13 protein-coding genes are annotated in these 12889 nt (G+C 68.8%); 4 read left to right on the top strand and 9 right to left on the bottom strand.

The window, feature by feature from the left end; translation table 11 throughout:
* Positions 1 to 38 precede the first annotated feature (38 nt).
* From AC1RSK_RS00065 to AC1RSK_RS00045, 5 genes are all read right to left on the bottom strand, one after another.
* Positions 39 to 458 (bottom strand): hypothetical protein, encoded by a 420-nt coding sequence (locus tag AC1RSK_RS00065; RefSeq protein ID WP_492904370.1) that lies wholly within the window; start codon positions 456 to 458, stop codon positions 39 to 41.
* 401 nt (positions 459 to 859) lie between these two features.
* Positions 860 to 1972: an AI-2E family transporter gene (locus AC1RSK_RS00060; protein ID WP_492904368.1), complete on the bottom strand. Its 1113-nt coding sequence runs from the start codon at positions 1970 to 1972 to the stop codon at positions 860 to 862.
* A 35-nt stretch (positions 1973 to 2007) separates the two neighbouring features.
* On the bottom strand, positions 2008 to 3558 hold the full coding sequence (locus AC1RSK_RS00055) for a DHA2 family efflux MFS transporter permease subunit (RefSeq protein ID WP_492904366.1): 1551 nt from the start codon (positions 3556 to 3558) through the stop codon (positions 2008 to 2010).
* 12 nt (positions 3559 to 3570) lie between these two features.
* Positions 3571 to 4680: an HlyD family secretion protein gene (locus tag AC1RSK_RS00050; RefSeq protein WP_492904364.1), complete on the bottom strand. Its 1110-nt coding sequence runs from the start codon at positions 4678 to 4680 to the stop codon at positions 3571 to 3573.
* Between the two features lie 31 nt (positions 4681 to 4711).
* Complete coding sequence (locus AC1RSK_RS00045; protein WP_492904363.1) at positions 4712 to 6151, bottom strand: efflux transporter outer membrane subunit; 1440 nt, start codon at positions 6149 to 6151, stop codon at positions 4712 to 4714.
* 108 nt (positions 6152 to 6259) lie between these two features.
* Between AC1RSK_RS00045 and AC1RSK_RS00040 the strand changes: the two genes are divergently transcribed.
* On the top strand, positions 6260 to 6856 hold the full coding sequence (locus AC1RSK_RS00040; protein ID WP_492904361.1) for a TetR/AcrR family transcriptional regulator: 597 nt from the start codon (positions 6260 to 6262) through the stop codon (positions 6854 to 6856).
* Positions 6857 to 6900: 44 nt separating this feature from the next.
* On the opposite strand, the gene AC1RSK_RS00035 is transcribed toward AC1RSK_RS00040, so the two are convergent.
* Positions 6901 to 7398, bottom strand: a complete 498-nt coding sequence (locus AC1RSK_RS00035) for a Get4 family protein (protein WP_492904360.1) — start codon at positions 7396 to 7398, stop codon at positions 6901 to 6903.
* Positions 7399 to 7509: 111 nt separating this feature from the next.
* Complete coding sequence (locus AC1RSK_RS00030; RefSeq protein WP_492904358.1) at positions 7510 to 7683, bottom strand: hypothetical protein; 174 nt, start codon at positions 7681 to 7683, stop codon at positions 7510 to 7512.
* A 244-nt stretch (positions 7684 to 7927) separates the two neighbouring features.
* Between AC1RSK_RS00030 and AC1RSK_RS00025 the strand changes: the two genes are divergently transcribed.
* The 3 genes from AC1RSK_RS00025 to AC1RSK_RS00015 all read left to right on the top strand — a co-directional run bounded on the left by AC1RSK_RS00025 (position 7928) and on the right by AC1RSK_RS00015 (position 11173).
* Entirely contained in the window at positions 7928 to 8809 is an 882-nt protein-coding gene (locus AC1RSK_RS00025) for an SDR family NAD(P)-dependent oxidoreductase (RefSeq protein WP_492904356.1), read from the top strand.
* A 408-nt stretch (positions 8810 to 9217) separates the two neighbouring features.
* A complete protein-coding gene (locus tag AC1RSK_RS00020; RefSeq protein ID WP_492904354.1) occupies positions 9218 to 9865 on the top strand; it encodes a glutathione S-transferase family protein in 648 nt (215 codons plus the stop codon).
* A 240-nt stretch (positions 9866 to 10105) separates the two neighbouring features.
* Positions 10106 to 11173 carry a type I restriction endonuclease gene (locus AC1RSK_RS00015; RefSeq protein WP_492904352.1) on the top strand — a complete coding sequence of 356 codons (1068 nt, stop codon included), beginning with the start codon at positions 10106 to 10108 and terminating at the stop codon, positions 11171 to 11173.
* Between the two features lie 164 nt (positions 11174 to 11337).
* Here the strand turns inward: AC1RSK_RS00015 and AC1RSK_RS00010 are convergent, their stop codons facing one another.
* The gene (locus AC1RSK_RS00010; protein ID WP_492904350.1) at positions 11338 to 12183 is read right to left on the bottom strand and encodes an alpha/beta fold hydrolase; all 846 of its coding nucleotides are present in this window, start codon (positions 12181 to 12183) and stop codon (positions 11338 to 11340) included.
* A 10-nt stretch (positions 12184 to 12193) separates the two neighbouring features.
* The coding region (locus AC1RSK_RS00005; RefSeq protein ID WP_492904348.1) for an FAD-dependent oxidoreductase at positions 12194 to 12889 on the bottom strand (696 nt) is incomplete at its 5' end.

Genomic DNA, 12889 nt, shown 5'->3' with positions numbered 1-12889 from the left:
TCGCCGGCAAGCCCGCACGGGCTCGAAACGGAAAGGGTCTACCCCGGGTTGGCCGCCGCGCAGACCGTCGCCCGCGACTCGGCGATGGCCTCGCGGTCGTATTTCAGCTCGCTGAGCAGGCCGAGCACGGTGGCTTCGTCCTGCCCCTCCAGCGGAATGCCTTCGCAGACCGAGAGGTTGCGCCTGTCGTCCTGGAGGATGGCGTCATGCTTGGTCATCGCCGCGCAGAAGGCCCTGTAGTCGGCGCCGGGCAGATCCATGCCGACGCCGTCAGCCAGCGCCGCCTCGGCATGGTCGGTGGCCGGCTCGAGCACGGTCATGCACTGTTTGAGACGCTTGGCCGTCAGCTTGTCGGCCTTGTTGGCCGCCTGGACGGGGACCGGGTTGATCACCGATCCGCCCAGCCCCGCCAGCGCGATCCCCAGAACGGCCAGCGCCGTCAGTTTCGCCTTGATCATCAGCTTCCCAACCTAAAGGGCCCAATCCGATGATCTGGCCGAACTAAACGTCAATTTGGCGCCCCGCCGCGCCCCACGAAAGGGGGGCGTCCAAAGCCCGCCGTCCCGCCCCGCGCCGGCCGCCTTATCGAAGCGCCGGGCAGTATAGCAGGTTTTCGCCGGGGTCCAGAATGTAAGCGATTGAAAACCCTGCGATTTGCATCGCGAAAAGGTGGTGGTCGAGGCGGGATTCCGTGGGGTTATGCTTGGGATTCCGTTCGGGCGCCATGCGGATTGTATGGGGTGGGTTGCGCGAGGTTATGGCGTTGCCCCTCCCCGCGAACAACGGCAGGGCGTTCCCCGAATTGGGGGATCAACCCGACGAGGACGCCGCCCAGCTGTACGCTCGGCGACCTGGTCGACTACATCGCCGGCTCCTGAGGCGGCGGCGGCGCGGCACCGGTGACGGCGTCGCGCGGTGCAGGTGGGCGCTCTCCCGGCTCATTGACCGTATCGGGCCGGCCATCGTTCGAGATCAGGATCGCCAGCCAGCGCAGGTTGCTGTGCTGCGACAGGTGGACCATCAGCGCCAGGGTCAGCGGAACCGCCAGGAAGGCGCCCGGGACGCCCCAGAGGACTGTCCAGACGCCGACGGCGACGATGCTGACGGCCGGATCGATGTTCTGGCTGTCGGCCTGCATCTTGGGCAGGACGAGGTTGCCGACCACGGCCCCGACGATCTGGATGCCGCAGAAGATGGCGACGGCCGGCCAGGCGCTTTGAAACTGAAGCAGCGCGAACAGCGCCGGTCCCACGGCGCCGAGCGCGACGCCGACCACCGGCAGATAGGCGAACAGGAAGATCACCACGGCCCAGAACAGCGGGTCGTGAAGGCCGGTCGCCAGCATGACCGCGCCGGACCCGATCGCGATGACCAGCCCTGTCACGGTCTGGATCCAGGCGTAGGTCTCCACCCCCCGGACGGAGCGCTCCAGCAGCGCCAGGCCGCGTCCGGCCCCGTCCGAACTGGCCACTTCCAGCAGCTTGGCTTCGATCAACGGCCGGCAGGCCAGCAGGAAGATGAGGAACAGGGCCGTCAGCGCGGTCGCCGAGAGGGCGTCCTGGGCGGCGGCGACCGCCTTGGCCGTAAGGGCCGGCGCATCAAGGCGAGCCGCCAGGGCCTCCAGGCCCAGCGGCGTGCGCAGGCCCGCCGCGCCCGTGGCGTCACGGACCAGCTGGTCGAGGACCGGGACCAGCCGTGGAACCGACGCCGCCGTCCGCGCAACTCCGTCGGCCAGCACCGCCGCCCCGGCCAGCAGGACGCCGACGACGATGGCGCCGGCGAGCAGCCGCGCCGACCGACCACCGCCGCCGGGCAGCCGCCGGCCCAGCGCCCGGACCAGGGCCTCGATCAGGATGGCGATGACCAGCGCCAGGGCGAACGGGGCCAGGACCGACCGGAAGGCCCAGAGCAGCGCGCAGGCGGCCGCGACCGTGACGAGGTTCAGGCGGCGCGAGGTGTCGGTCTGGGTCATTGCCGGCCTCCGGCCCTCGGGGGTGGTCGGGGCGCCTAGTGCGCCCCGCTGGTGTCGATCGGGCCCTCGGGTTTCGGCGCCAGCCAGATGATGGCGGCGGCGATGCCGAAGCAGACGGCGATGACGGCGAACATGTTGAGCGTCGCCAGCATCACGCTCTGGCCCTCGACGACGCCGCTCAGCATGGCGGTGGCGACATCCCGGGGCGCGCCCTGGGCGGTCATGGCGTCGACCACCCTGTCGCCGTTGTGCATGGCGCCGGCCAGCTCGGTCTGGTTCTCCCGCGCCGCGTTCGACCATCCGGTCTGGATGAGCGAGGTGGCGAAGGCGCCGGCCAGAGTCCGCATGAAGTTGGAGATGCCGGCGGCGTTGGCCTGTTCGTGCGGCTCGACGCTGGCCATCGCCAGCCCGGTGACCGGCACGAAAAACATGACCATGAAGACGCCCGTCAGCAGCGTCGGCCAAGCCATCTGCAGGAAGGTGACATCCGGGTTGAACCCCATCCGCCAGACCATGATCAGGCCAAGGCCGACGATGCCCAGCGAGACGACCAGACGGGCGTCGAACTTCTCCACCGCCTTGCCGACCATCGGCGCGCAGACCACCGCGAAGATGCCCATGATGCCGGTGGCGTAGCCCGCCCAGGTGGCCGTGTAGCCCATGTTGGACTGCAGCCAGAGGGGGAGCAGCACGATGCTGGCGAAGAAGGCCCCGAAGCCGACGGAGTAGGTCGTGGCCGCGGCCGTGAAGCCCCGGTGCCGGAAGATGCGCAGGTCGACGATCGGGTGCCTGGCGGTCAGTTCCCAGATCACGAAGGCGACGAAGCCCACCGCCGCGATCACCGCCAGGGCGACGATCTCATGCGATGCGAACCAGTCGTGGTTGCGCCCCTCGTCGAGCATGATCTGCAGGGCGGCCACCCAGACGACGAGCAGCGCCAGGCCGACGGTGTCGATGAAGGCCTTGATCCTTGGATCGGCCTGGCCCCGCAGCAGCCACATGAGCGCCAGCCCGCCGGCGGCGGCGATCGGCACCTTGATGTAGAAGATCCACTGCCAGCCGACGCTGTCGCAGATGATGCCGCCCAGGATCGGTCCGGCGACCGGTCCGACCAGGGTGGTCATCGCCCAGATCACCGTGGCGAAGGTCGCCTTCTCCTTGGGGAATATCCGCAGCAGCAGCATCTGCGAGAGCGGCATGATCGGTCCGCCGATCAGGCCGAGCAGGACGCGGGCCCCGATCAGCATGCCCATCGAATTGGCCAGGCCGCAGAGCAGCGAGATCGCCGCGAAGGCCAGGAAGCAGGTGAGGAAGACCCGCTGGGCGCCGAACCGGGCGGCCAGCCAGCCGGTCAGCGGCACGGTGATGGCTTCGGCCACGGCATAGGAGGTGATCACCCAGGTGCCCTGGCTGGCCGAGACTCCGAGGTCGCCGGCGATGGTCGGCACCGAGACGTTGGCGATGGTGGTGTCGAGCACCACCAGGAAGTTGCCGAGGCCAATGAGGACAGCGGCCAGGATCAGCCGGCCGCCCGTGAGGGGACCGGCCGGCGCCCGCTCGGCGGGCGCGGCGATTGCAAGGGTCATGGCGGCGTTCCGTCAGTGCGAGACGTCGATGGTGGCCTTCATGGACAGGCCGACCTTGAGCGGATGGGCCTTCAGCTCCGCCGGATCGAGGGCGACCCGCACCGGCAGGCGCTGCACGACCTTGATCCAGTTGCCGGTGGCGTTCTGGGCCGGAACGACCGAGAAGGCCGCGCCGGTGCCGCCCGAGAAGCCGGCCACCCGGCCGTGGTAGACCACCTTGCTTCCGTACAGGTCGCTCTCCAGCTCGACCGGCTGGCCGACACGGACCTTCTGCAGCTGGCCTTCCTTGAAGTTGGCGCTGACATAGGCCTGCTGGACCGGCACCACGGCCATCAGCGGCGAGCCCGGCTGGACCATCTGGCCGACCTGGACGGTGCGCTTGGCGACGATGCCGTCGACCGGGGCGCGGACGACGGTCCGCGACAGGGCGACCCTGGCCTGTTCGACGCGGGACCGGGCGGCCGCCACCTCGGGGTTCTGGTTCAAGGGCAGCCCGGCGATCAGCATCCGGTTGGCTTCCCGCGCGCCATCGGCGGCGCGCAGATTGGCCTCGGCCTGGGCGACGGCGGCCTGGGCCGTGTCGACCGAGGTCCTGGCGGTGCCGAGTTCCTCGGCGGAGATGGCGCCGCTGCCCGCCAGGGGACGGCGGCGTTCATACTCGCTGGCGGCCCGGGCGTAGTCGGCGCGGGCGCGGGCCAGGTCGGCGCGGCGGGCCCCGAGCTGGCCGCCCAGGGCGTCGTCGGTGGCGGCGATGCCGCGCACCCGGCGCTCGATCTGGGCCAGGGCGGCCTCGGCCTGGGCCAGTTCGAGCCGGCGGTCGGTGGCGTCGAGCACGACCAGAATATCGCCCCTCTTCACCGCCTGGGTGTCGACCACCTGGACCTGCGCCACCGGGCCGGAGGTCAGGGCCGTGACCTGGGCGGCCTCGGCCTCGACATAGGCGTTGTCGGTCTCGACGAAGCCCGAGGCGATGAGCGCCTCATAGGCGGCGAACCCGCCGCCGGCCGCCACGAGGATGGCGGCGAAGCCGGCGAACAGCTTCTTGCGCAGGCCGTTCGGCGGCGTCGTGGGCGGCAGTTCGTGGTCGATGACCAGGTCTTTGGGAGAGACGTGCTTGTTCATGATGAGGGTCCTGGATGGGATCTGGACTGGGTCAGGCGCCGTAGCCGCCGCCGAGCGCCCGGACGAGGGCGACATCGAGGGTGAAGGCGCGGGCTTCGAGCGCGGCGAGGGCGCGGCGGTTCTGGATCAGGGCGTCTTCGGCGGTGAGGACGTCGAGATAGGTCCCGAGCCCGCGGGCGTAGCGCATCCGCACGAGCTGATAGGCCGCCTCGGAGGCGTCGTAGGCTTCGCGGGTGCTGGCCAGCCGGCCGCCCAGGGCCCGGGTGCTGACCGCCGCATCGGCGACGTCCTTCAGCGCCTGGGTCAGGGTCTGGTTGTAGGCGGCGACGGCGATCTCATAGTCGGCGCGGGCGCCCTTGTAGGCGCCCTCCAACCGGCCGCCGCTGAAGATCGGCAGGCTGACGGCCGGCCCGATCGAGCCGGCGACGGAGTCCGACTTGGCCAGCAGGTCCAGGCCGAACGCCTCCAGGCCGATGAAGCCGGTCAGGTTGACGTTCGGATAGAAGTCCGCGCGGGCCACCTTGATCCGCTGGCCGGCGGCCTCGGCCGTCAGCCGGGCGGCGACGATGTCGGGGCGACGGCCGACCAGATCGGCCGGCAGGGTCCCGGGCAGGCCGAAGGCGCGGATGGCGCCGGGCGTCGGGCGGCCGATGGACAGCCCCCGGTCCGGGCCCTGGCCCAGCAGGGCGGCGATGGCGTTGCGGGTCAGGCCGATGGCCTCGTTGACGGTTTCGAGCTGAGCCTGGGCGGCGGCGCGGCCGGCGTGGGCGCGCTCGACGGCGGCGCGGGTCTCCAGGCCCCGGACCTGGCGCTGGGCCAGCAGGTCCTCGGTCGCCGACCGGACCCGCAGCGCCTCCCGCGCCGCATCCTGTTCGGCATACAGCTGGGCGAGCCCGGCGTAGGCCTCGGCGACGGAGGTCGACAGCATCAGCCGGGCCGTGGCGGCGTCGGCGCGGGCGGCCTCGGCCTGGGTGGTCGCGGCGGCCAGCAGGGCGCGATTGCGGCCGTACAGGTCCAGCTGCCAGTCGAGGCTGAGGCCGAGCTGGCCGGCATCGTTCCAGCCGTCGGGCACGGCCGCCTTGGGCGCGCCGTTGTTGGCGCTCTGCCTGACCGCGCTGGCCGAGCCCTGGGCCGCGACCTGCGGGGCCAGCGCAGCGCCGGCCTGGCGGGCCAGGGCTTCGGCCCGCATCACGCGGGCCTGGGCCGCCGCCAGGTCGGGGGATCCGGCCAGGGCCTCGTCGATCAGGGTGTCGAGCTGGCTGTCGCCATAGGCCCGCCACCAGCGATCCGCCGGCCATTCGGCGGTGGGCGACGCGAAGGACTGGCTGGCCGCATAGGCCTCGGCGGGTTTCGGCCCGGGCGCGGCGCCGAGGTCGGGAACCGAGGCGCAGGCCGACAGGGCCATGGCGGCCGCGCCCAGGAGCAGCGCTGTCCGGCCGGCCTGAGCAGATCGTGTTTTTAAAGCCAGCATGAGCGGCCCCTTCTTGAAAACCGTACGTTATGGTTTAGATATGGGGACGCCCTTGCACCGTCAAGCGAAAAATGTACGGTCGGGTTCAGATAAGGAGCTGTGTTGTAGATGCGTGTGAGAACCGATGCCCGCCGACGGGCCATCGTCGAGGCGGCCTGGAGCGTGTTCCGGGAGAATGGCTACGAGCGGACGACGATGTCCGAGATTTCCGAGAAGGTCGGCGGCTCGAAGGCCACCCTCTATGGCTACTTCCAGTCCAAGGAGCAGCTGTTCGCCGCGGTCCTGGAGGACATCATCGAGGACCAGGCCGACCTGGCCTTCACCCAGCTCGAGGGCGATGGGGATCTCGAAGCCCGGTTGCTGGCCTTCGCCCGCCGCTACCTGGAAATCCGCATGTCGCCGGACAACATGGATATCGAGCGTTCGCTGGTCGCCGAGGGCAAGCGGTCGGACCTGGGCGAGCGCCTGCGGACCCGTTTCGTCCGGCCGCACTGGCGCAGGTTCGCGGCCATGCTGGACCAGGAGATGCAGGCGGGGCGCCTGCGCAATGCCGATCCCAATGTGGCGACCCTGCATTTCCGCGGCCTGATCGAGGCGGATCTGGTGGAGCGGCGGCTGCACGGCGACCCGGCGATCACCGCCCATGAGATGGAGGCCGCGGTCACCGCCGGCCTGGACGTCTTCTTTCGCGCCTACGGGGTCTGAAAGCCCGGCCCGCGGCCAGTGGCCTTGCCGGCCGGCCGCGGGCGCTAGACGCCGCGCTTCACCCGGCTCCATTCATCCCGGATGATTGCGCGGCCAAGGTCTATGACCTGCTCCCGGCAGGCCGCCAGTTCCGCCTCGTGCAGGGCCTCTTCCTGCAGATAGCCGACCGCCTTGGCGATCATGTCGTTCAGGGCCAGATGCCGGGGATCGGCGGGGTTGGTGAGGAGCTGAATCTGGGCGATGGCGAGGAAGGTCTTTTCCAGCTTTTCAGCCAGGACGTGACCGCCCTTCACCGGGCCGGCGCCGCCCCGCCAGCGGCCGGCGGAGGCCCGCTTGACCACCTGGGCGGCGTTCATCACGGCCAGCAGTTCGGCCAGCCGGTCGCGGATGGTCTCGCTCCACCGCTGGCGGTTGGCCGACAGGACGTCGGCGCTGAACCGCCGCCGCGAACCGGTCAGCGAGGCATAGGCCCCGATCATCGAAACCGTCAGCGCCGTGAAGACGGTGATCAGGCCCAGCGACTGGGGCAGCAGCGGAAGCATGGCTCACTCCTGGCGCGGGGAACGCCTGTCCCTGAAATGAGGCCGGCGCCCCCGTCGAGGACGGAGGCGCCGGGTCAGATCCCGAGGCTTGGGGAGGGGGGGAGGGCCGCCTCAGGAACCGAGCTTGTAGCGAAGGCCGACGGTGATGGCCTGGCTGTTCAGGTCGCCCTCGAACGTGGCGCCGACGTTGCCCTGGACAGGCCAGTCGGGCTCCGCGGCATGGGTGCTGGCGGCCGCGAGAACGACGACGCCAAGCGTGGCGACCGGCCAGATCAACTTGAACATTATTCGAAAATCTCCTGTCGAACCGGTATCGTAAAAACCGTACCGTACGGTTTGATATTCCGGAGTGCGGAGGAGAGTCAAGCCAAAAGTGTACAGTCGGGTACTTTTATAAGAGCCGTCTGGAAGGGGCGCGAGGTTGCATCCCGCTGGCCGGCGTATGGGTCCGCTGGGGCGACTGTTCGCAATCGCGATGCCTGGCCGCGCGGCCCTTGTCGCCAGCGGCGCCGGCGGCCCTAATCGCCCGATGAGCGCCATCGAATTCACCGGCCAGGCCGCCATCGTCACCGGCGCGGGCGACGGCATCGGAAGGGCGACGGCGCTGGCGCTCGGCGCGCGCGGCGCCGCCGTGCTGGTCAATGACGCCGACCCAGAGCTGGCCGGCGCCGTCGCCGCCGAGATCAGGGCCGCGGGCGGCGTGGCGCAGGCCGAGGCGACCCCGGTCGGCGGGCACGACGCGGCCCGCGCCATCGCCGGCGCGGCGACCCAGGCCTTCGGGCGCATCGACATCCTGGTCAACAACGCCGGCATCGCCAGCCCCGGCGCCTTCGGCGTGGTCGCCGATGAGGCCATCGACCGGGTGCTGGAGGTGAACCTGTTGGGTTCCTTCGCCCTGATGCGCGCCGTCTGGCCCGCGATGATCGCCCAGGGCTACGGGCGGATCGTCAACACCAGCTCCAACGCGGCGCTGGGCACCGGCATCAGCGGCCCCTATGCGGCCTCCAAGGCGGGGATCATCGGCCTGACCAAGGACGCGGCGCTGTCCGGCGAAGCCCTCGGCGTCAAGGTCAACGCCATCATGCCGTCAGCCTCCACCCGCCTTCTGGACAAGCATCCGGACCCGGCGTTCCGCGACTGGATGGCCCGCCACATGCCGGCCGATCTGGTCGCCGTGGTGACCGCCTACCTGGCCAGCCGCGCCTGCGCCGCCACCGGCGAGATCTTCACGGCCGGCGGCGGCCGGGTCTGCCGCATGGCCTTCCTCGAAAGCCCGGGGATCCTCGACCCGGCCCTGACCCCCGAAGCGGTCGCCGCCGCCATGCCTCGCATCTGTGACCTCGCGGGCGGGTCGCCGGTGACGTTCCTGAGAGACCACTGGGCGGGGATCGAAGCGGCCTTTCCGGAGTGAGGACGCCCGGGACCAACCATCCTCGCCTCTCGGCCGCCTTATCGAAGCGTCAGCCATTATAGCAGATTTTCGTCGGGGCCTAGAAGGTAAGTGGTTGAAAAAATATGGTATTTGCGTTGTGAAAGGATGGTGGCGGAGGCTGGATTCAGTAGGGTTGGCGTTGGGGTTTCGTAGGGGTGGCGTATGGGTTTTGTTGTGCTGGGTTCAGGGCTCTTGGCGCTGTCCGCCGCGACGGCGGGATGCTGAGCCGGGAAGCCCGGTGAATATGTCCAGACATATTCATAAGGGGCCTGGCGTTGGAGGACAGGTGCGGCCGTCCCCTGAGCTCGGCGTTATTCCGCGACTTGCCAGGCCAGTCGCGGGCATACATTGAGCGTCCTGACGCGGGCCCCTGCCAGGAGGACGGCGATGACGCTGGAACTGCACGGCTATCACTACAGCGTCTATACCCGCATCGCGCGGGTGGCCCTCGCCGAAAAAGGCCTGTCCCATCGCCACGTCGAGGTCGATCCCTTCGCGGACGCCGTTCCCGAGCGATATCTGGCCATGAACCCGTTCCAGCGTGTGCCGACGCTGGTCGACGGCGATTTCGTTCTCTACGAGACCGGGGCCATCACCCGCTACATCGACGAGGCGTTCGATGGGCCCGCCCTGCAGCCGACGACGGCGGCCATGCGGGCGAGGATGCAGCAGATCGTCTCCATCATCGACAGCTATGGCTATCGGCCCATGGTGCGTCAGGTCTTCTCACACCGGGTTTTCAGGCCGCATCTCGGCCACGACGTCGATGAAGACGAGGTGCGCCGGGGATTGCAGACGTCGGCCACCGTCCTGCAGGCGCTCGAAGGACTTTCAGGCGACGGGCCCTGGCTGCTGGGCGAGCAACTGACGCTGGCCGATATCCACCTGGCCCCGATGATGGCCTATTTCGCCCCGGCCCCGGAGGGCGGCGTCCTGCTGGCGCGGTTCCCGCGTCTGTCAGGGTGGTGGAGCCGGGTCGCGGCGCGGCCGTCCATGGTGCAAAGCGCGCCGGGACTGCCGGAGCCGGGAGGCTGAGGGGCGAACGCTGGCCTCGATTTCGCTGACCGTGCGCTTATTCCGACGACCCTTGCCGCGGCGGCTATTGCCGAGATCGAGCGTCCAGAATTGAGGGCGCCGTCACCATAATTGGGGTTTACGCGCAGGGGGGCGGGCGGGCCTGTCCCCCCGAACTGGCCCGGCCCTGAGGCTCGGCCCCGCTCACTGGACTCTCACCTAGGTTGAAGGATAGGTTTCTTCGACATTGGGGGGAATTCAATGGACCTGCAAACCAAGCTCGCCGAGCTTCACAAGCGCACCGTCGACCATCGGGAAGTCCTGCTGACGGAGGAGGCCGCCAAGAACGCCCTGGTCATGCCTTTCATCCAGATGCTGGGCTACGACGTCTTCAACCCGAAGGAGGTCATCCCGGAGTACACGGCCGACGTCGGCACCAAGAAGGGCGAGAAGGTCGACTACGCGATCTGCGACGAAGGCAAGATCCGCATCCTCGTCGAGTGCAAGCCGGCCAGCGCGCCGCTGAACATTAATCACGCCAGCCAGCTGTTCCGCTATTTCAGCGTCACCGACGCCCGCCTCGCCATCCTGACCAATGGCGTGGTCTATCAGTTCTACTCGGACGTCGAGACGCCCAACCGGATGGACCAGAAGCCGTTCTTCACCTGCAGCGTCGACAGCCTCAAACCCGGCGACATCCGGACCATCGAGAAGTTCACCAAGCAGTCGTTCGACATCGACAAGATCGTGCAGGAGGCCGGGCTGCTGAAGCTGCAGTCCCTGCTGCGGATCGAGTTGGAGCGCGAGATCGCCGAGCCGTCCGAGGAGTTCGTGCGGCTGATGGCGGCGCGGGTGCAGGACGGCCGGGTCACCGCCCAGGTGCGCGACACCTTCGGCAAGCTGATCGTCGCGACCTTCAGCGCCATCATCCGGGACTCGGTGAACAACCGGCTGTCCACCGCGCTGAACGCGGCGGCCCCGGCGGACGAGACGGGCGCCGATGTCGCCATCGGCTCGGAGGAGGAGGTCGTCACCACCCCGGAGGAGATTTCAGGCTTCCACATCGTCCAGGCCATCGCCGCTCGCCTGGTGAAGCCGGGCCGGGTGGTGATGCGGGACGCGAAGTCCTACTGCGCCATCCTGCTGGACGACAACAACCGCAAGACCATCGCGCGGCTGCACTTCAATGGGGTGACGACGAAGTATGTCGGCACCTTCGTGGACAAGGCGGAGGAGCGGCACCGGATCGGGGATTTGACCGAGATTTACCAGCTGACCAAGCAGATCGAGGGACGGATTCAGGAGCTTGAGGCGAAGGGCGAGGCGTAGCGTTCCGGTTGCCTGGACTGAGGGCCCGACAACGCGCGTGCGTCCGACTGAAACCTATATAGTGTCCCCGGATTTCCGTGTGCATCCAGCTGACTACACTGTCACGGCAATCCTCGTCGTCGAGGAGCTTTCGCTCGAGGTTTTTTCGTAGGGCTGAAAGGACGCTACCCGGTCCACGCCGCGATCCGTTCCACGATCGCCTCGGGGGCTTCGATGTGCAGAAAGTGACCGACGTCGGGGACGACTTCCATCGCGTGCCGGGCGGCGAACCGATGTCGGTCGTCGACCTGCGCGGGGAGGATGCAGCCGTCGTTGGCGCCGTGAAGCTGCAACAGGGGCACCTCGATCGGCTTAGACATGCGGCGCGTCGCCGCAAGCATGCCGGGTCGCAGCATCGCCCGGTAGTACTCTAGAGGCGCGGGCATGCTCGCCCGCAGGTGCTCGTGCAGCTCCGCCTGGAGAGCAGGATCAAGCGAGAAGCCGGGCGACCACTGACGCCAGAGGTAGTCGATGAGGGCGAGATCGCGGGCGGTGGCCACCCAGCCGCTTCCAGGCAGTTGAAAGAGCCCCATGTACCAGCTCCGGCCTAGCTGAGCGGGGTGCGTCAGCCGGCTCATGAACGTGAGTGGGTGAGGGATTGCGAGCGTGACCGCGCGTTTGATCCGCTCCGGCGCCGTGACGCAGGTATCGTAGGTGATCAGGGCGCCCCAGTCGTGGCCAATCAACTCCACGGGTCGCCCCGGAGACCAGCGGTCGATCAGCGCGAGCACGTCGCCGGTGAGGGCCGCGAAGTCAAACGGCCCCGCGGTCGGGGACGGAGCGTAACCCCGAAGCCAGGGCGCCAAGACGTGACGTCCACGGCGGCCGAGCTCGGCAAGGAAGGGCTTCGCGGTCGGCGGATGGTCCGGGAAGCCGTGCAAGACGATCGTCGGTTGACCATCGGGATCACCACCCTGCAGCGCGTGAAAGGCGCCGTGTGGCAGATCGAAGGTGACGTGTTCGAACTCCATGTCTGTCTTCTCAAACCAGCATCGACTGCTGGGCGAAGATACCCGCCATCGCGCCTTGCCATGACGCCGTGGTGACCGAGGGCAAGGTGGGGTTGGTGAGGTCGCCGGCGGCGTAGACGCCGGCCGTGCTGGTTTCGCGGCGCTCGTCGACCTTGAGGACGATGCCGAGGGGCGTATCGACCGTGGCGAGGCCCAGGGATTCATGCAGGCTTGCCGACGGCCTGTTGCGCGGATGCGCGAACAGGATGTCGACCGCGACATCGGGGCCGGTATCAAGCTTGACGGTGGCGTTGTGGTCGCCGTGACGGGCGATCCCGGTGATCCGGCCATCGACGACCGGGACGTTGCGGCGCGCCAGATCGGCCCGGATATCGGGCGAGAGGTCGTGACCATCGGCGAAGACCGTCAACCTGTCGGTCCAATCGTGGAACAGCCTGACCTGATTGTGCGACTGCGGGCCGGACCAGACGAGGCCCCAATGCTGGCCGGCGACTTCAAAGCCGTCGCAATAGGGGCAGGGCACGATGGATGCGCCCCAGCTTTCGGCGAAGCCCGGAACATTAGGCATCTGGTCGACGATGCCATAGCTCAGGATCAGGCGGCGCGCCGCAAGGCTTTGGCCATCGCCGGTGAGGACGGAGAAGTCGTCGATGGCGCCGGAGACGCTGTCGGCCCGGGCATTGACCAGCCTGATCGTCGGATAGCG

The sequence above is a fragment of the Caulobacter sp. GW821-FHT11A05 genome (assembly GCF_058809015.1).
Note: the sequence above shows the minus strand (reverse complement) of the source record. Positions and strands in the feature narration are given on the sequence as shown.

Bases quoted from the DNA above. Each gene is read 5' to 3' on its own strand.
- AC1RSK_RS00035 (WP_492904360.1), bottom strand. From the start codon at position 7,398: ATGCTTCCGCTGCTGCCCCAGTCGCTGGGCCTGATCACCGTCTTCACG.
- AC1RSK_RS00015 (WP_492904352.1), top strand. From the start codon at position 10,106: ATGGACCTGCAAACCAAGCTCGCCGAGCTTCACAAGCGCACCGTCGAC.
- AC1RSK_RS00040 (WP_492904361.1), top strand. From the start codon at position 6,260: ATGCGTGTGAGAACCGATGCCCGCCGACGGGCCATCGTCGAGGCGGCC.
- AC1RSK_RS00060 (WP_492904368.1), bottom strand. From the start codon at position 1,972: ATGACCCAGACCGACACCTCGCGCCGCCTGAACCTCGTCACGGTCGCG.
- AC1RSK_RS00045 (WP_492904363.1), bottom strand. From the start codon at position 6,151: ATGCTGGCTTTAAAAACACGATCTGCTCAGGCCGGCCGGACAGCGCTG.
- AC1RSK_RS00020 (WP_492904354.1), top strand. From the start codon at position 9,218: ATGACGCTGGAACTGCACGGCTATCACTACAGCGTCTATACCCGCATC.
- AC1RSK_RS00030 (WP_492904358.1), bottom strand. From the start codon at position 7,683: ATGTTCAAGTTGATCTGGCCGGTCGCCACGCTTGGCGTCGTCGTTCTC.
- AC1RSK_RS00010 (WP_492904350.1), bottom strand. From the start codon at position 12,183: ATGGAGTTCGAACACGTCACCTTCGATCTGCCACACGGCGCCTTTCAC.
- AC1RSK_RS00025 (WP_492904356.1), top strand. From the start codon at position 7,928: ATGAGCGCCATCGAATTCACCGGCCAGGCCGCCATCGTCACCGGCGCG.
- AC1RSK_RS00065 (WP_492904370.1), bottom strand. From the start codon at position 458: ATGATCAAGGCGAAACTGACGGCGCTGGCCGTTCTGGGGATCGCGCTG.
- AC1RSK_RS00055 (WP_492904366.1), bottom strand. From the start codon at position 3,558: ATGACCCTTGCAATCGCCGCGCCCGCCGAGCGGGCGCCGGCCGGTCCC.
- AC1RSK_RS00050 (WP_492904364.1), bottom strand. From the start codon at position 4,680: ATGAACAAGCACGTCTCTCCCAAAGACCTGGTCATCGACCACGAACTG.